Raw genomic sequence first — 16,615 nt, forward strand, 5'->3', positions numbered from 1 at the left:
TCTGCCGCCGCGAGACAATACGGGCCATGTTCCATATCGTTCTCGTCGCGCCGGAGATCCCGCCCAATACCGGCAATGTGATCCGTCTGGCCGCCAACACCGGCTGCAGCCTGCACCTGATCGAGCCGCTGGGCTTTTCCATGGAAGACCGCCTGATGCGCCGCGCCGGCCTCGACTACCACGAGTACGCGCCCGTGCGCCGCCATGCCGACTGGCAGGCCTTCCTGCAGGACTGCCGGCCGGACCGCCAGCGCATGTTCGCCATGACCACGCACAGCAGCAGCCCCGCCCACGCCATCGGCTTCCAGCCCGGCGACTGGCTGGTGTTCGGCTCCGAAAGCAAGGGCCTGCCCGCCGAGCTGCGCGAGCAGTTCCCGCCGCAGCAGCGCCTGCGCCTGCCCATGCTGCCGCAGCAGCGCAGCCTGAACCTGTCCAACGCCGTGGCCGTGACGGTGTTTGAAGCCTGGCGCCAGCAGCAGTTTGCCGGCGCCGCACTGGCCGAGGGCGCGCCCGGCGCGGCCTGAGCGACCGGCCCGGGTCGGCGGAAAGTTCCCCGCCGATTGTTTCAACCGCTGAAAAAGCGCATTGCCAATCCAAGGGTTTATCCCGATTCCACACCGTCCTACATTTGAGTCATGGGCTCTACGTTACCAAGCGATTTCCGCAAGGAACGCCCTGTCCCAGAAACAAAACAAAGGACTTGAATCATGAAGAACACCCGCCGTTTTGCCGTCCTGGCCGCCCTCACCGTTTCCGCCTTCGCCGCCCAGGCCGCCGGCTTCGACTACGCCGACAACAGCAGCTACCCGCCCGAAGTGAAGACCCAAAGCACGCTGACACGTGCCCAGGTCATGGCCGACCTGAAGGCCGCCCAGGCCAATGGCACCATGCCCTCCGTCGCCGAAGGCTACCTGCCCATCCAGAACACCGCCACTGCTGGCGTGAGCCGCGAGGAAGTGCGCCGCGAGGCCGCCGCTGCCGAGCGTTCGGGCCAGCTGAACTTCGGCGCCTGAGCCCCAGACCCCGCAACCGCTGCCACCACGCAGCCAGCCCGCAGGTGCCGCCTGCGGGCTTTTTTCATCGCCGGGCAGCCCCAACATGAAAAGCGCCCCCTTGGGGGGGCAGCGGGCCTTGCGCAGCAAGGGTAGCGTGGGGGTCAGTTTTCATTCAGGCCTTGGCACCGTAGTTGCGGGCCACGGACTCGGCCACGCAGGCGGGCTTGTCGGCGCCTTCGCGCTCCACGGTCACCAGCCAGGTCATCTGCAGGCCGCCGGGCTCGATGGGCTCGGCGGCCTGCAGCGTCAGGCGCGCGCGCAGGCGGCTGCCCACGGGCACGGGCGAGGTGAAGCGCACGCGGTTGAGGCCGTAGTTCACGCCCATTTGCGCGCCTTCGATGTGAAAGCAGCTCTGGAAAAACTGGGGAATCAGCGACAGCGTCAGAAAGCCATGCGCGATCGGCGCGCCGAAGGGGCCCTTGGACGCACGCTCGGGGTCCACATGGATCCACTGCTGGTCGCCCGTGGCATCGGCGAACAGCTGCACCTGCTGCTGGGTGATGGTGATCCAGTCGCTGACGGCGACTTCCTGCCCCACGCAGGCACGCACTTCGGAATAGGAATGGAAGGTTTTCATGCCCCAAATGGTAGGGGCCGGTGCCGCGCGCTCCATGTCGGGCGCGCGACAGCTAGGGTTAGCCCAGGGCCGGCCTCAGCGCGAGGCGCGCTGCACGAAGAACAGCCCCGTGCCCACGGCCATCAGCAGCGCGCCGAAGACCCGGTTCTGGCTGCGCACGGCACGCGCGCTGCGCATGAAGCCGCGCAGCGCGCTGGCGCTGGCCGCATAGCCGTGCATGACCATGGTGTCCACGGCCAGCATGGTGGCGGCCAGGATCAGCAACTGCAGCCACAGCGGGCGGCTGGTGGTCATGAACTGGGGCAGCACGGCCACCATGAAGATGATGCCCTTGGGGTTGGTGGCGTTGGTCAGGAAGCCCGTGAGCACGCGGCGGCGCACGCTGAGCTCGGGCATGGATTCCTGGGTGGCCAGGGGTGCGGCACCCGAGCGCCATTGGCTGATGCCCAGGTAGATCAGGTAGCAGGCGCCGACGATCTTCACGGCGTTGAACGCCCATTCGGAGGCCAGCAGCAGCGAGCCCACGCCCGCGCCGGCGATCAGCAAGATGGTCAGCAGCCCCAGCTGCAGCCCGAAGATGGTGGCGCTGCTCTTGCGCACGCCATACGACAGGCCATGGCTCATGGACAGCACGGCGCCCGAGCCCGGGGAGACCGCAATGATCCAGCAGGCCACAAAGTAGGCGATCCAAGTGTGCCAATCCATGCCAAACACCTTAAAAATACGGAGCAGGCCGGCATCTTAAAACCGTGCAGCCGATCTGGCGCACTGCCGCGGCAAAGCCGGATGGGGCGGTGAAGCATTCGGTGGCATTTTTCATCGCCGGGCCGCCCCAAGATGAAAACGGCCCCCTCGGGGGGCGCCCGGCCAGGGGCAGCGGACCTAGCGCAGCAAAGGGAGCGTGGGGGGCATTTTCAACCCTGTCAAAAAGCTGACCCAGCTGTGAGAGTGACACAATCAATCACCCCAGGGTAAACACCAACTCCAAGATCCCGAGCTTCCATGGAACACAGCGCCCCCATCTGGCTGACCTACGGCTTTCTCTATCTCACCGCCGCCGTGCTGGCCGTGCCCATTGCGCGTGCCCTGGGCCTGGGCGCCATCATTGGCTACCTGGGTGCCGGCATTGCCATGGGCCCCTGGGGACTGTCGCTTGTCAGCAATGTGGATGACATTCTTCACTTTGCCGAGTTCGGCGTGGTGCTGATGCTCTTCGTGATCGGGCTGGAGCTGCAGCCCAGCCGCCTGTGGGAGCTGCGCCGGCCCATCCTGGGATGGGGGCTGGCGCAGATGCTGGCCTGCACGGGCGTGCTGTTCCTGGCGGCCTGGGCCTTCGGCTTTTCCTGGCGCGTGAGCCTGATCGCGGGCATGGGCCTGGCCCTGTCGTCCACGGCCATCTGCCTGCAGGTCATGGCCGAGCGCAACCTCATGCGCACGCCCAGCGGCCAGGCCAGCTTTTCCATCCTGCTGTTCCAGGACGTGGCCGCCATTCCCATCCTGGCGCTGATCCCCATCCTGGGCGCGGTCAAGGCCGCCAATGCCACGCACACAGACAGCCACCTGTGGCTGCAGGTGCTCAAGACCGTGGGCACCATCGCCGCCGTGGTGGTGGGCGGCCGCCTGCTGCTGCGCCCCCTGCTGCGCTGGATCGCCCGCAGCCGCACGCCCGAGATCTTCACGGCCACCTCGCTGCTGCTGGTGGTGGGCATTGCCATGCTGATGGTGCAGGTGGGCCTGTCCATGGCGCTGGGAGCCTTCCTGGCCGGCGTGCTGCTGGCAGACAGCGAGTACCGCAGCGAGCTGGAGACCAACATCGAGCCCTTCAAGGGCCTGCTGCTGGGCCTGTTCTTCATGGCCGTGGGCATGAGCATCGATTTCGGCGTGCTGCTGCGCGCGCCCTGGGCCATGGCGGCCATGGTGCTGGGCTTTCTGGCGCTCAAGGGCGCCGTGCTCTACACCCTGGCCCGCGTGCTGAAGCTGCCCTGGCGCGAGCGCCCGGTGTTCACCCTGCTGCTGGCCCAGGGCGGCGAGTTCGCCTTCGTGGTGTTCCAGACGGCGGCGCAGTACAAGGTGTTCCACCACAGCATCTCGTCCATGCTGGTGGCCGCCGTGGCCCTGTCCATGCTGATCGGCCCGCTGGTGCTGGTGCTGATGGACAAGCTGCTGCTCAAGCGCTTTGCCGACATGAAGGATTGCCAGGTCGACGGCGCGGGCCAGGCTGCCAGGGCCCATGAAATCTCGGAGCCGCAGGACGCGCAGATCATCATTGCGGGCTTTGGCCGCTACGGCCAGATCGTGGCGCGCGTGCTGCTGACCCAGGGCGTGCCGGCCACCATCCTCGACCACAGCGTGGAGATGCTGGAAGTGGCACACACCTTCGGCTACCGCGTGTTCTTCGGCGATGCCACCCGCATGGACCTGCTGCGCATTGCCGGCGCGGACAAGGCGCGGGTGCTGGTCATTGCCGTGGACTCTTCCGAGCAATCGCTGAAGATCGCCGCCCGCGTGCGCAAGCGCTTTCCGCACCTGGAGATCGTGGCCCGCGCGCGCGACATGGCCCACTGGTACCAGTTGCGCGACCTGGGCGTGCACCATGTCGAGCGCGAAGTCTTCGAGTCCAGCCTGGTCTCGGCACGCACCGTGCTGGAGCTCGCTGGCCACAGCCCTGCCGAGGCCCGGCGCACCACCGCGCGCTTTCGGGAGCACAACCTGCAGCTGATCGAGCGCATGTACCCCCACCACAAGGACCAGGCCCAGCTCATCGCCGTGGCCAAGCAGGGCCGCCAGCAGCTGGTCGAGCAGATGGCCAAGGAGCGGCAGGAGGCCCAGGCGCAGCAGGAGAAGGACCAGGCGCCGCAGGAAACCCCGCCCCCGCCCACCCCCTGAAAACCGGGCCTCAGGACGCGCCCAGCGCCTGCACCATGTGGTCCACGAACTGCGCCAGCTTGGGCAGTTGGCGGCGGTCCGGCAGATAGACCAGGTGCACCGGGCGCGGCAGTGGCACGCAGTCCTGCAGCACGGGCACCAGCCGGCCCGCGGCCATGTCGGCGGCCAGCAGCACCTCGGGCTGCAGGATCAGGCCCAGGCCGCGCAGCGCCGCATGGCGCAGCCCGTCGCCGCTGTTGCAGCGCAGGCGGGCATCGTCGGGCCACTGCACCGGCGCCGAGCCGTCGCCGCGCAGAATCCATTCCGAGCGGCGCTGCCAGACCGCGTAGCTCAGGCAGTCATGGCGCGCCAGATCGCCCACGCCACGCGGATGACCGCGCCGCCGCAGGTACGAAGGCGCCGCCGCGATCACCATGCGATAGGGCAGCAGCGGCCGCGCCACCAGGCCTTCGCCGCCCACGGGGCCGATGCGCACGGCCACGTCGATGTTCTCGCCCACCAGGTCGACCATGCTGTCGCTCAACTGCAGGTCCACGCGCACCAGCGGATGGGCCAGCTGGTAGTCGGCCACCAGCGGTGCGATCACATGGTTGCCCAGCGTGGTCGGCGCGCTGATGCGCAGCAGGCCCTGGGGCGCGCTGCGGCTGCGCTCCACGGCCGACTCGGCCCAGCGCAACTGCTCGAAGACCTGGCGGCTATCCTCGTAGAAGCTGCGCCCCACCTCGGTCAGGCTGTGGCGCCGCGTGGTGCGCTGAAGCAGGCGCGCGCCCAGATGGGCTTCCAGTTGCTGCACATGCTTGCCCACCATCACGGCCGAGATGTCCAGGCGCCGCGCGGCCTGGGCAAAGCTGCCGTCCTCGACCACGGCCATGAAGACCTCCATATTGCGCAGCTTGTCCATGGATTGCCAACCAATGCTTAGGAGTACAAAAAGATCCGGCTACTTTATGCCATCCATGATTTGCAAAACACTGGAGGCCTGTTCACCCCCTCAGAAAGAAAACCGCATGAAGATCCTTCTCATCGGTGCCTCCGGCACCATCGGCCGCGCCGTACACGCCCTGCTGGCCCCGCGCCATGACATCGTCACCGTGGGCCGCAACAGCGGCGATCTGCGCGCCGACTTCACCCAGCCCGAGACGCTGCAGAAAATGTTCGAAGCCGCCGGTCAGGTGGACGCCATCGTCAGCACGGCCGGAAAGCTGCACTTCGGCCCGCTGTCCGAGATGACGGCCGAGCAGTTCAACTCCGGCCTGCAGGACAAGCTGCTGGGCCAGGTGCGGCTCGCCCTGCTGGGCCAGCGCTGGCTGCGCGACGGCGGCTCCATCACGCTGACCAGCGGCGTCGCCGCCACCGAGCCCATCCGCCACGGCGCCAATGCATCGACAGTGAATGCCGCCCTCCACGGCTTCGTCACCGGCGCCGCGGTCGAACTGCAGCGCGGCCTGCGCATCAACGCCGTGAGCCCCACCCTGCTGACCGAATCGGCCGATGCCTATGGCTCGGTCTTCCCCGGCTTCGAGACCGTGCCCGCCGCCCGCGTGGCCCTGGCCTACCAGCGCAGCGTGGAAGGCGCCCAGACCGGCAGGGTCTTCGAGGTGCTCTGACCTCTTCTTGCGGCGGGCCCTCGGCAAAGTCCTTGCGTGCCCGCCCAAAAGGGCCGCGTGCTACGCTGCGCGCCACCATGTTCAACCCCACCCAAGCCGATGTGCGGCGCTTTTTCTGCGGCGTGCGCACCAAGATGCTGAGCGGCGCGCCGATGGAGGCCATAGAGACGCTGGCCAGCCTCTGGATTGCCGAGCATCCCGAGTATTTCGATGACCTTGCCGACGTGGACGCCGCCCTGCTACGCGACTACGACGCCACGCCCGGCGTGACCAATCCGTTTTTGCATCTGTCCATGCATCTGTCCATCAGCGAGCAGTGCAGCATCGACCAGCCGCGCGGCATACGCCAGGCCGTGGAGCTGCTCAGCCGCCGCCTGGACTCGCTGCACGACGCCCACCACGCCACCATGGAATGCCTGGGGCAGATGCTCTGGGAAAGCCAGCGTTCGGGCCGCCCGCCCGATGGCGAAGCCTATATCGCCGCAGTCCAGCGCCGCGCCACGAGTGACGGCGCCAAGGCCACGGGCGGCGCATAGCGCCTCTGTGCATCACCCTCAAGACAAAGCCCGCGATTGCGGGCTTTTGCTATGGGGTATGGGGCTGCGCGCGATTCACTGCGATTTGTGGCCCAGGCGGAAATGGGGCTGCGGCAGGGTCTGCAGCTCGCCATCGAGGCTGCCGATGTAGTTGGCCAGCGCCTTGAGTTCGCTGTTGGTGAACTGCTTGGCAATGCCGGCCATCACGCCGTTGCTGCGGCCGATATGGGGGTTGCCTTCGGTCTTGTAGGACTTGAGGGCGGAGTACAGATAGTCCGCGTACTGGCCGGCCACCTTGGGGTAGCTGGGATCGATGGGTTTGGAAAAGCCCTGGCCGTGGCAGGATACGCAGGCGCCCTTTTGCAGCAGCGCGGCGACCTGGGTGCTGGGCTCGCGGACCTTGGCGTCGGCGGCCTTGGCCACGCCATGCTCGGCGTAGTAGGCCGCCACGTCGGCCATGTCCTGCTCGGTCAGCGGATCGGCAATGCCGCGCATGGTGGGATGCTTGCGTTCGCCCTTCTGGTAGGCCTGCAGCGCGGCCACGATGTAGGGTGCGCCCTGGCCGGAAATCTTGGGGACCTTGTACACCTCGGGGAAGCTGGCCTGGTAGCCCTGGATGCCATGGCAGCCAATGCACATGGCGATCTTCCCCTCCCCTGCCTTTGCGTCACCTTTGCTTTGCTGGGCCTGTGCCACAGAGGTCACAGATGCGACAGCCAGCGCCAATACCGTGGTCAAAGTTTTTATCATTTTGCGCGCACAATCCTTCAAGAGTTCTGACGGATGCCTACTGCTGAGCGGGTAGCGCGAACGATTATGGCAGTCACCGTCAAGCGTCCCCATCAATACTTACGCTGATACCGCCCATGAAATTTCAAGGTTCCGAGAACTACGTCGCCACCCAGGATTTGATGCTCGCGGTGAATGCCGCAGCCACCTTGCAGCGCCCGCTGCTGGTCAAGGGAGAGCCCGGCACGGGCAAGACCATGCTGGCCGAGGAAGTGGCCGCCGCGCTGGACATGCCGCTGCTGCAGTGGCACATCAAGTCCACCACCAAGGCCCAGCAGGGCCTGTATGAATACGACGCCGTCAGCCGCCTGCGCGACTCGCAACTGTCCGACATCGACGGCGGCGAGCGCGTCAAGGACATCCACAACTACATCGTCAAGGGCGTGCTGTGGCAGGCCTTCACGGCAGACCGGCCCGTGGCCCTGCTGATCGACGAGATCGACAAGGCCGACATCGAATTCCCGAACGACCTGCTGCGCGAGATCGACCGCATGGAGTTCTACTGCTACGAGACGCGCGAGATGATCCGCGCCAAGCACCGGCCGCTGGTGTTCATCACCTCCAACAACGAAAAGGAGCTGCCCGACGCCTTCCTGCGCCGCTGCTTCTTCCACTACATCAACTTCCCCGACGCCGACACCATGCGCCAGATCGTGGCCGTGCACTTCCCCAAGCTGCAGGGCGAGCTGCTGGCCGCCGCGATGAAGGTGTTCTACGACGTGCGCAACCTGCCCGGCCTCAAGAAGAAGCCCTCCACCAGCGAGTTGATCGACTGGCTCAAGCTGCTGGTGGCCGAGGACATTCCCGTGGAATCGCTGCAGACCGCCGAGGGCAAGGTCGCCGTGCCGCCGCTGGTGGGCGCCCTGCTCAAGAACGAGCAGGATGTGAGCCTGTTCGAGAAGCTGGTCTTCATGAACCAGCGCAACCGCTGAGGCCAGCCATGCCGGATTCCAAGCCCGACACCGAAGGCCCCGACCACGCCGGCGCAGACCCGCGCGTGCCGGTCATCACCGGCCAGGTCACCACCATCCCCGTGGCTGGCGCCGTGGCGCACCAGGGCTTCGTGCAGCCCGTGGTCATGCGCTTCAACGGCGTGCGGCTCGAGCCCCTGGCGCTCAGCCATGAAGCGGGCCTGCGCGAGGCCGTGCAGGACGGCCAGCTGTGGCGCATCCGCGTGACCTCCGCGCCCGAGCCCGACGACGTGCGCGCCTATATCGAGGCCGCGCTGGAGCAGCGCAGCCAGGGCAAGCGCTTCGCGTTTGCCGTGCTCGACGACGACAGCGGCCGCGTGCTGGGCACCAGCAGCTACCACGACATCCTGCCCGAGGTGCGCCGCGTGGAGATCGGCTACACCTGGTACGCGCGCAGCGTGCAGCGCACCCATGTCAACACCTCGGCCAAGCTCATGCTCATGGGCCATGCCTTCGACACGCTGGCCTGCCATGTGGTGGGCTGGCGCACGGACTGCTTCAACTTCGCCAGCCAGCGCGCCATCGAGCGCCTGGGTGCCAGGAAGGACGGCGTGATCCGCGGCCACGCGCTGCGCCGTGACGGCACCATCCGCGACACCGTGATGTACAGCCTGCGCAGCGGCGAATGGCCCGAGTCGCGCGCCCAGTTGCTGGACCAGTTGCAGCGCCATTCGGACGGCAGCACCGCCGTGGCGCGCACATGAGGGCGCGTACGCAAGGCCCCCGGGAGATGCCATGCTGATCGACTTCTTCTACACCATGCGCGCGGCCAAGCTGCCCGTCTCGGTCAAGGAGTTCCTGACCCTGCTGGAGGCGCTGCAGGCCGGCGTGGTCGGCCCCAGGAGCGAGGACGCCTGGAGCCTGGACGACTTCTACCACCTGGGCCGCACCGTGCTGGTCAAGGACGAGAAGCACTACGACAAGTACGACCGCGCCTTCGCCGCCTACTTCAAGGGCGTGGAGATGGTGGCCGACCTCACGCGCGAAATTCCCCAGGACTGGCTGAAGAAGCTGCTGGAGCGCGAGCTCTCGCCCGAGCAGAAGGCCGCCATCGAAGCCATGGGCTGGGACGAGCTGATGGACACGCTCAAGAAGCGCCTGGAGGAGCAAAAGGAGCGCCACGAAGGCGGCAACAAGTGGATAGGCACGGGCGGCACCAGCCCCTTCGGCCACGGCGGCTACAACCCGGCCGGCGTGCGCATCGGAGGGCCGGGCCGCAACAAGAGCGCCGTCAAGGTCTGGGAGCAGCGCGCCTACCGCGACTACGACGACACGCAGGAGCTGGGCACGCGCAACATCAAGGTGGCGCTGCGCCGGCTGCGCAAGTTCGCACGCGAAGGCAGCGACCTGGAGCTGGACCTGCCCGACACCATCCGCAGCACGGCCGCCAACGCGGGCTACCTGGACATCAAGATGATCCCGGAGCGCCACAACAACGTGAAGGTGCTGCTGCTCATGGACGTGGGCGGCACCATGGACGAGCACGTGCAGCGCGTGGAGGAGCTGTTCTCCGCCGTCAAGAGCGAGTTCAAGCACCTGGAGTTCTACTACTTCCACAACTGCGTCTACGACTTCATGTGGAAGAACAACCGCCGCCGCTTCGCCGAGAAGTTTCCGACCTGGGACATCATCCGCAAGTACAACAAGGACTACAAGCTGATCTTCGTGGGCGACGCCACCATGAGCCCCTACGAGATCCTGCAGCCCGGCGGCAGCGTGGAGTACATGAACGAGGAGCCCGGCGCCGAATGGCTGCAGCGCCTGACGCATGCCTTCCCGCGCTTTGCCTGGATCAACCCCGAGCCGCCCGGCGTCTGGCAGTACCGCCAGAGCATCAGCATCATCCAGCAGCTCACGGGCAACCGCATGTACCCTTTGACACTCAAAGGTCTGGAAGACGCCATGCGCCTGCTGTCAAAATAGGCCGATGCCCAAGCTCCCCCCCGCGACAGCGCCGGCCCGAGGGCCGGCGTTTTTGTTTCTGTTGAGTGCAGCCCTGATGCTCGGCGGCTGCAGCCTCCTGCCGTCCAAGAATGATGACAAGGACACGGACCCGTCGCTGATTGCAGCGACCGGCGACCCGGCCTTCTCCCTTGTCGTCGATGCGCCCAAGGAAGTGCGCGAGCTGCTGGAAAAGCACCTCGAACTGCGCCGCTACCGCTACCAGAGCGACCTGCAGCGGCGCGAGTTGACGCGGCTGCTGGGCGCCACCGACGCCAACGTGCGCGACCTGATCGGCACGCTGGGCTACTTCAGCCCCACGGTCACGGTGGAGATCAAGGAAACGCCCGAATCCGACGAGGCCCCGCTGCAGGTCACCGTCAAGGTGGACCCTGGCGAGCCCGCCACCATTGCGCGCAGCCAGGTGCGTTTTGCGGGCGTCAATGCCGACGATCCCGAAGGCGCCTCGCAGCGCGCCACCATCGAAAGCCAATGGCCGCTGCAGCCCGGCCAGCGCTTCAGCCAGGCCAGCTGGAGCCAGGCCAAGAGCCAGGGCCTGCGCACGCTGCAGTCGCGCCGCTACCCGCTGGCGCGCATCGACTCCAGCCTGGCCGACATCGACGCCGACACGCACGAGGCCGACGTCAGCGTGGCCTATGCGCCCGGCCCGGCCTACACCTTCGGCCCGCTGCGCATCGAAGGCGCCCAGCGCTACGACCCCGTGGGGACGGCCCGCATCGCACGCCTGCCCGAGGGCGAGGAATACGACCAGACCGCCCTGGTCGATGCCCAGCTGCGCCTGGCCAGCAGCGGCTACTACGACTCCGTCTTCCTCACGCTGGCCAACGTGCCCCAGCAGGGAGACAGCGCCGCCGAGGACGAGGAAGCCATCAAGCGCAAGGGCGCCCAGGTCACCACGCCCGTCATCGCCCAGGTGCGCGAGGCCCAGATGCAAAAATGGGTCTTCGGCGTGGGCATGAGCACCGACACCGGCCCGCGCCTGAGCGTGGACCACATCCACAACCGCCTGCCCTGGCTGGGCTGGCGTGCCGTCACGCGCATGCGCTTCGACCGCAAGAACCCGCTGATCTCCACGCAGTGGACCGCCCTGCCCGACGAAACCCTGTGGCGCTGGTTCACCACGGCCAAGGCCGAGCGCGCGCCCTCGGGCGACTTCGATGTCAACAGCCTGCAGCTGCGCGCCGGCCGCACCAAGTCCGAAGACCACATCGACCGCAACTACTACCTGCAGTACGACTACGCCAAGACCCAGGGCGAGGGCGCGCCCCCGTCCAGCTCGTCGGTCACGGCCAACTACGGCTGGACGGGCCGCTACTTCGACAGCACGCTGGCGCCCTCCTCGGGCTTCGGCTTTGCCTGGGAAGTCGGCGCGGGCACCACGCTCACGCCCCAGCGCACACCGTTCGGCCGTGTCTCGGGCCGCTGGCTCAGCCTGATTCCCATCGGCGAGGTCGATCCCGAGACCAAGCGCCGCAGCCGCCTGGCGCTGCGCGCCTCCGGCGGTGCCCTGCTGGCCCGCAAGGATGCCGACCTGCCCGTCACCCAGCTGTTCATCACCGGCGGCGACAACACCGTGCGCGGCTACGGCTACCAGAGCATCGGTGCGCGCACCGACAGCGGCAAGGTCATCGGCGGGCGCTACATGGCCGTGGGCAGCATCGAGTGGCAGCGGCCCATCGTCATCAAGGGCAACACACAGGACTGGGAGCACGCCGTCTTCCTGGACGCCGGCACCGTGGGCGATGCGCCCGACTCCATGTACATGCGCGTGGGCGTGGGCACCGGCCTGCGCTGGCGCAGCCCCGTGGGCCCCGTGCAGGCCGACATCGCCTGGGGCGCCCAGGAAAAGCAGCTGCGCCTGCACCTGCGCCTGGGCTTCAACTTCTGACCATGGTGGATTCCCGCTTGAATACCCCTGCCTCCTCCGCCGCGCCAGACCAAAACCCCCAGGCGTCCCCTCCGTCGCCTGCGCCCCGCCGCCGCTGGCTGCGCTACCTGCTCTGGTTCTTCCTGGTCCTGGTCCTGCTGCTGGCCGCCCTGCTGGGTTCCGCCTGGTGGTGGAGCGGCCGTGCCGATTCGCTGGCCTACACCCTGCAGCGCGTGGCCGGCTGGCTGCCCGCAGGCCAGAGCCTGCAGGCCAAGGAAGTCACCGGCACCGTGCGCCAGGGCGGGCGCATCGGCTGGCTGCAATGGCAAAGCCCCACCATGAAGGTGGAGCTGCGCGACGCCACCATCGGCTGGCAATTGCGTCCCCTGCTGTCGCGCACCGTGCGCCTGGGCGAAGTCCGCATCGCCGAGCTGAACATTGCCAGCACGCCCGACCCCGAGGACAAGAAACCCGTCGAACCGCTGCAGCAGCTCGTGCTGCCCGTGAAGATCGACGTGCCCTTCCATGTGGAACGCATCGTCTGGCAAGGCCCGCCCCAGGCCGAGGTACTGGGCCTGCAAGGCCACTACGTCTACGACGGCAGCGAGCACCAGCTGGACGTGCGCGACCTGCAATGGGCCGATGGCAGCTACCAGGCCAGGCTGCGCCTGCAGGCCCGCGCGCCCATGGCCATCCAGGCCGAGCTGCAGGGCGACCTGCAGGCGCCTGCCCTGGCTTCGGACGACGAGGCCTCCGCAGCCAAGGCCCCCAAACCTGCACCGCTGGCCGTGCAGGCAAAGGCCCGGATCGACGGCACCCTGGCCACCGCCGCTGCGCAACTGGGCATCAAGCTCCAGGTTGATGCCAAGCCCGGGACGGTGCCCGAGGAAACGCCTGACCCTCCCGCCGTACAGAAATCCGCCAAGGCCGATGGCAAGAACGGCAAGGCCAGGGAGCGCAAGGAAGCCGCCCCCGTGTCCGAACCCATGCACGCGGACATCGAGGCCAGCATCCGGCCCTGGCAGCCCCAGCCGCTGCAGACCGCGCGCGCCCAACTCAGCCAGATCGACATCGCCGCCTTCTGGCCCCAGGGACCGCGCACCCGCATCAGCGGCGAATTGCAGGCCGGGCCGGATGGCAAGGCAGCTGATACAGCCCAGGCACCCGCCACGGAACAGGCACCGGACCAGGCACCAGGCTCGGCCATCGCCACCACCGCCTGGCAGCTGACGACACGCCTGAACAACGCCATGCCCGGCCCCTGGGACCGCCAGCGCCTGCCGCTGGACCAGATCGAGGCCGCAGTGCGCTATGACGGCCAGCAGTGGCTGCTGGAGCAGGCGCAGATCGCCATCGGCTCGGGCAGCATCGACGCCCAGGGCCGCTTCGAGCCCGCCACCAAGGTCTTCGAAGGCCAGGCCAAGGTCCAGCGCCTGGACCCCGCCGCGCTCTACAGCCTCCTGGAAGCCGCACCGCTGCAGGGCGAGCTGCGCGCCAGCACCACGGCAGAGCAGCAGGTGGACTTCAGCGTGGACATCCAGGCCGCAGCAGCGCCCGCAGGCGCCAAGCGCCAGCCCCTGCGCATAGAAAAACTCGCCACCAAAGGCCGCTGGGCCCAGCCCGTGCTGTCGCTGGAGAACCTGCAGCTTGATGCGCTGCAGGCCTCGGTGCGCAGCCGCAGCCTGCAGTTCGACACCGAACAGCAAAAGCTGCAGACCGTGCTGAAGGCCCAGCTGCCCGGCGCCGAACTCTCGCTGGACGGCCACATCAGCCCTGCCGCAGGCCAGGGCAGCAGCCAGCTCAAGCTGTCGTCACTCACCGCCCTCACACAGTGGCTGCGCAAGCTGCCCGGCATGAAGGACCCGCTGGCCGGCGCCCTGATCGAAGGCCAGGCCCAGCTGGACGCCAGCTGGCGCGGCGGATGGGGCGCACTGCAAAAGCGCATGAAGGCCGCCGTGGGCGACCCCCTGCCCGCCAGCGGCCTGCAGCTGCAGGCCGACCTGCAGGCCGCCAAGCTGCGCTACCTGCCCGCCAACACGCCGCCCGAGCAGGCGCTGGAGCTGCCCGAGCTGCGCCTGGCCCTCAAGGGCTCGCCCGAGCAGGCCAGCCTCACCCTGGCCGGCCAGGCGAAGCGCGGCACGCAGACCGCGCAGATCGACACGGCCCTGCAGGCAGGCCTTGCCACGGCGCGCGGTGCCGCGCCCCTGGACTGGCAGGCCAGCATCGACAAGCTGCAGGCCCGGCTGAGTCCGGGCCAGGACCTGCCCGGCCCATGGCAGCTGCAACTGGCAGGCAACCAGCCCGTACGGATCGCCCAGCGCACCACGGGCCGCACCGTGCTGTCCACCGCCTTCACGGCATCGGCCGGCAGCCTGCAGGTCACGCCGCCCACCCTGCCCCAGCGCCGCACCAATGCCCAAGCGCCCCAGCCCGTGCTGCTGGCCTGGGATGACACCCGCGCCAGCCAGGGCAGCGACGGCCGCTGGGCCCTGCGCAGCACCGGCCGCGCCCAGGCATTGCCGCTGGCCTGGGTCGATGCCCTGTCCATGGCCGAGGAGCCCCCGCTGGCCGCCATGGGCCTGAGCGGCGACCTGAGCTTCAACGCCCGCTGGGACATCGACACGACAGGCCCCGCGCTCAAGGCCGAACTGCTGGTCGAGCGTGCAGCCGGCGACCTGCGCCTGGCCGTGGAAGACGGCTCGGGCACCACCGTCATCCACACCACGGGGCCGCGCTCCAGCAAGCCCGGCGAAGTGCGCACCCGTACCGTGCGCGGCGCCGGCATGCGCGCCCACATCAAGCAGGCCCGCCTGAGCGTGCGCGCCCAGGGCGACGACGTGCAGGCCAAGCTCGACTGGGACAGCGAACGCGCCGGCACCCTGACCGCGCAGCTGGGCACGCGCCTGGCCCAGCAGGACGGCACCTGGACCTGGCCCGAGAAGGCCCCTCTGTCCGGCCAGATCGACGCCCGCATGCCCGACATCGGCATCTGGGCGCTGTTCGCCCCGCCCGGCTGGCGCGTCACCGGCTCGCTGCAGGCCAAGGCCGAGATCAGCGGCGACCGCCAGAACCCGCAGTGGCAGGGCAATCTCTCGGCCGACGGCCTGAGCATCCTGTCCGCGCTGGACGGCATCGACCTGCAAAACGGCGTGCTGCGCGCGCGCCTGCAAGGCAACCGCCTGGACCTGACCGAGCTGCGCATGCAGGGCGGGCGCGGCAGCAATGCGCGCATCCTGGGCTACAGCGGCAACCTCACCACGGCACCGCGCGAAGGCGGCGAACTCACGGGCTCGGGCTTCGTGCGCTGGGACCCGCCCAACGCCGATGGCAGCAACTCCGGCCTGAGCATGGACCTGCGCGCCCAGGCCACCAGGCTGCAGGTGCTGGTGCGCGCGGACCGCCAGGTCAGCGTCTCGGGCGGCCTGCAGGCCAGGCTGGAGCAAGGCCAGTTCACGCTGCGCGGCGACCTCACCACCGACCGCGCCACCATCATCCTGCCCGAGGAATCCGCGCCCTCGCTGGACTCCGACGTGGTCGTGCACTCGGCCGCCTCGCGCAAGGCCGAGCAGGAAGCGGCGCGCAAGCAGCAGCAGGCCGACCGCAAGGCCCAGGCCCGCGCGGAAACCATCAAGCTGCCCGACATCCTCGTCAAGCTTGACCTGGGCCGCGACTTCGCGCTGCAGGGCTACGGCATCACCACACGCCTGGAAGGCGCGCTGGAAGTGCAAGGCCCCACCGTGGCGGGCGGCCCGCCGCGCATTACCGGCGAGATCCGCACCGTGCAGGGCCGCTACCGCGCCTGGGGCCAGTCGCTGGACGTGGAGACCGGCCTCATCCGCTTCAACGGCCCCTACGCCAACCCCTCGCTGGACATCCTGGCGCTGCGCCCGAACATCGCCGTGCGCGCAGGCGTGCAGGTGCAGGGCACGGCCAACGCCCCGCGCGTGCGCCTGTACTCCGACCCCGAAATGCCCGATGCCGAAAAGCTCTCCTGGGTGGTCATGGGCCGCGACCCCGCCACGGGCGGCGCCGAAAGCGCCCTGCTCCAGCAGGCCGCGCTGTCCCTGCTCAGCGGCGGGCGCAACAACAGCGGCAAGATCGCCAGCAACCTAGGCCTGGACGAAATCGGCTTCAAGGGACCGGGCGGCGAAGGCTCCACCGGCGCCGCCCTCACCCTGGGCAAGCGCCTGTCCAGCGACCTCTATGTCACCTACGAGCAAAGCCTCTCGGGCGCCATGGGCACGCTGTACATCTTCTACGACCTCTCGCGCCGCCTCACCCTGCGCGGCCAGACCGGGGAAACCAGCGCGCTGGACCTGATCTACACCGTGCGCAAGGACTGACGCCCCACCCCTGCGCAGCCGC

At 68.4% G+C, this 16,615-nt stretch carries 14 protein-coding genes; 10 read left to right on the top strand and 4 right to left on the bottom strand.

What is annotated here, in order from left to right; genetic code table 11:
- The first annotated feature begins 26 nt into the window (after positions 1-26).
- Positions 27-524 carry a tRNA (uridine(34)/cytosine(34)/5-carboxymethylaminomethyluridine(34)-2'-O)-methyltransferase TrmL gene (trmL, locus tag GRX31_RS06445; RefSeq protein WP_160851934.1) on the top strand — a complete coding sequence of 166 codons (498 nt, stop codon included), beginning with the start codon at positions 27-29 and terminating at the stop codon, positions 522-524.
- Between the two features lie 183 nt (positions 525-707).
- Positions 708-1,013, top strand: coding sequence for a DUF4148 domain-containing protein (locus GRX31_RS06450; RefSeq protein ID WP_016453737.1), 306 nt, complete (start codon positions 708-710; stop codon positions 1,011-1,013).
- Positions 1,014-1,167: 154 nt separating this feature from the next.
- On the opposite strand, the gene GRX31_RS06455 is transcribed toward GRX31_RS06450, so the two are convergent.
- Together GRX31_RS06455 and GRX31_RS06460 are read right to left on the bottom strand one after the other, a co-directional pair.
- Positions 1,168-1,632: a MaoC family dehydratase gene (locus GRX31_RS06455; RefSeq protein WP_017406698.1), complete on the bottom strand. Its 465-nt coding sequence runs from the start codon at positions 1,630-1,632 to the stop codon at positions 1,168-1,170.
- 75 nt (positions 1,633-1,707) lie between these two features.
- Complete coding sequence (locus GRX31_RS06460; RefSeq protein ID WP_012203595.1) at positions 1,708-2,337, bottom strand: LysE family transporter; 630 nt, start codon at positions 2,335-2,337, stop codon at positions 1,708-1,710.
- A 297-nt stretch (positions 2,338-2,634) separates the two neighbouring features.
- Between GRX31_RS06460 and kefC the strand changes: the two genes are divergently transcribed.
- On the top strand, positions 2,635-4,518 hold the full coding sequence (gene kefC, locus GRX31_RS06465) for a glutathione-regulated potassium-efflux system protein KefC (protein ID WP_160851936.1): 1,884 nt from the start codon (positions 2,635-2,637) through the stop codon (positions 4,516-4,518).
- Between the two features lie 10 nt (positions 4,519-4,528).
- Here kefC and GRX31_RS06470 read toward each other — a convergent pair whose 3' ends face one another.
- Positions 4,529-5,419, bottom strand: a complete 891-nt coding sequence (locus GRX31_RS06470) for a LysR family transcriptional regulator (protein ID WP_160851938.1) — start codon at positions 5,417-5,419, stop codon at positions 4,529-4,531.
- Between the two features lie 106 nt (positions 5,420-5,525).
- On the opposite strand from GRX31_RS06470, the gene GRX31_RS06475 reads away from it, so the two are divergent.
- A complete protein-coding gene (locus GRX31_RS06475; protein WP_034347952.1) occupies positions 5,526-6,125 on the top strand; it encodes a short chain dehydrogenase in 600 nt (199 codons plus the stop codon).
- Positions 6,126-6,202: 77 nt separating this feature from the next.
- Positions 6,203-6,661, top strand: coding sequence for a DUF1841 family protein (locus GRX31_RS06480; RefSeq protein ID WP_016453732.1), 459 nt, complete (start codon positions 6,203-6,205; stop codon positions 6,659-6,661).
- A 75-nt stretch (positions 6,662-6,736) separates the two neighbouring features.
- Here GRX31_RS06480 and GRX31_RS06485 read toward each other — a convergent pair whose 3' ends face one another.
- Positions 6,737-7,411: a c-type cytochrome gene (locus GRX31_RS06485; RefSeq protein ID WP_016450129.1), complete on the bottom strand. Its 675-nt coding sequence runs from the start codon at positions 7,409-7,411 to the stop codon at positions 6,737-6,739.
- 116 nt (positions 7,412-7,527) lie between these two features.
- Here GRX31_RS06485 and GRX31_RS06490 point away from each other — a divergent pair, with 116 nt between their 5' ends.
- From GRX31_RS06490 to GRX31_RS06510, 5 genes are read left to right on the top strand one after another with little or no spacing between them, the layout of a single operon-like run.
- Entirely contained in the window at positions 7,528-8,382 is an 855-nt protein-coding gene (locus GRX31_RS06490) for an AAA family ATPase (RefSeq protein WP_160851940.1), read from the top strand.
- Positions 8,383-8,390: 8 nt separating this feature from the next.
- A complete protein-coding gene (locus GRX31_RS06495; protein ID WP_034367829.1) occupies positions 8,391-9,125 on the top strand; it encodes a GNAT family N-acetyltransferase in 735 nt (244 codons plus the stop codon).
- A 31-nt stretch (positions 9,126-9,156) separates the two neighbouring features.
- Positions 9,157-10,344, top strand: coding sequence for a vWA domain-containing protein (locus GRX31_RS06500; RefSeq protein ID WP_016453729.1), 1,188 nt, complete (start codon positions 9,157-9,159; stop codon positions 10,342-10,344).
- Positions 10,345-10,348: 4 nt separating this feature from the next.
- Positions 10,349-12,271: an autotransporter assembly complex protein TamA gene (locus GRX31_RS06505; RefSeq protein WP_410172287.1), complete on the top strand. Its 1,923-nt coding sequence runs from the start codon at positions 10,349-10,351 to the stop codon at positions 12,269-12,271.
- Positions 12,272-12,273: 2 nt separating this feature from the next.
- A complete protein-coding gene (locus GRX31_RS06510; RefSeq protein WP_160851941.1) occupies positions 12,274-16,593 on the top strand; it encodes a translocation/assembly module TamB domain-containing protein in 4,320 nt (1,439 codons plus the stop codon).
- Positions 16,594-16,615 lie beyond the last annotated feature (22 nt).

Origin of the sequence: Delftia sp. CH05 (assembly GCF_009827015.1) — a bacterium.
GTDB lineage: Bacteria > Pseudomonadota > Gammaproteobacteria > Burkholderiales > Burkholderiaceae_C > Comamonas > Comamonas tsuruhatensis.

What these genes read in the sequence shown, in the direction of transcription:
- GRX31_RS06485 (WP_016450129.1), bottom strand. Translation starts at nt 7,411, where the DNA reads ATGATAAAAACTTTGACCACGGTATTGGCGCTGGCTGTCGCATCTGTG.
- GRX31_RS06460 (WP_012203595.1), bottom strand. Translation starts at nt 2,337, where the DNA reads ATGGATTGGCACACTTGGATCGCCTACTTTGTGGCCTGCTGGATCATT.
- GRX31_RS06450 (WP_016453737.1), top strand. Translation starts at nt 708, where the DNA reads ATGAAGAACACCCGCCGTTTTGCCGTCCTGGCCGCCCTCACCGTTTCC.
- trmL (WP_160851934.1), top strand. Translation starts at nt 27, where the DNA reads ATGTTCCATATCGTTCTCGTCGCGCCGGAGATCCCGCCCAATACCGGC.
- GRX31_RS06490 (WP_160851940.1), top strand. Translation starts at nt 7,528, where the DNA reads ATGAAATTTCAAGGTTCCGAGAACTACGTCGCCACCCAGGATTTGATG.
- GRX31_RS06495 (WP_034367829.1), top strand. Translation starts at nt 8,391, where the DNA reads ATGCCGGATTCCAAGCCCGACACCGAAGGCCCCGACCACGCCGGCGCA.
- kefC (WP_160851936.1), top strand. Translation starts at nt 2,635, where the DNA reads ATGGAACACAGCGCCCCCATCTGGCTGACCTACGGCTTTCTCTATCTC.
- GRX31_RS06500 (WP_016453729.1), top strand. Translation starts at nt 9,157, where the DNA reads ATGCTGATCGACTTCTTCTACACCATGCGCGCGGCCAAGCTGCCCGTC.
- GRX31_RS06480 (WP_016453732.1), top strand. Translation starts at nt 6,203, where the DNA reads ATGTTCAACCCCACCCAAGCCGATGTGCGGCGCTTTTTCTGCGGCGTG.
- GRX31_RS06505 (WP_410172287.1), top strand. Translation starts at nt 10,349, where the DNA reads ATGCCCAAGCTCCCCCCCGCGACAGCGCCGGCCCGAGGGCCGGCGTTT.
- GRX31_RS06510 (WP_160851941.1), top strand. Translation starts at nt 12,274, where the DNA reads ATGGTGGATTCCCGCTTGAATACCCCTGCCTCCTCCGCCGCGCCAGAC.
- GRX31_RS06475 (WP_034347952.1), top strand. Translation starts at nt 5,526, where the DNA reads ATGAAGATCCTTCTCATCGGTGCCTCCGGCACCATCGGCCGCGCCGTA.
- GRX31_RS06470 (WP_160851938.1), bottom strand. Translation starts at nt 5,419, where the DNA reads ATGGACAAGCTGCGCAATATGGAGGTCTTCATGGCCGTGGTCGAGGAC.
- GRX31_RS06455 (WP_017406698.1), bottom strand. Translation starts at nt 1,632, where the DNA reads ATGAAAACCTTCCATTCCTATTCCGAAGTGCGTGCCTGCGTGGGGCAG.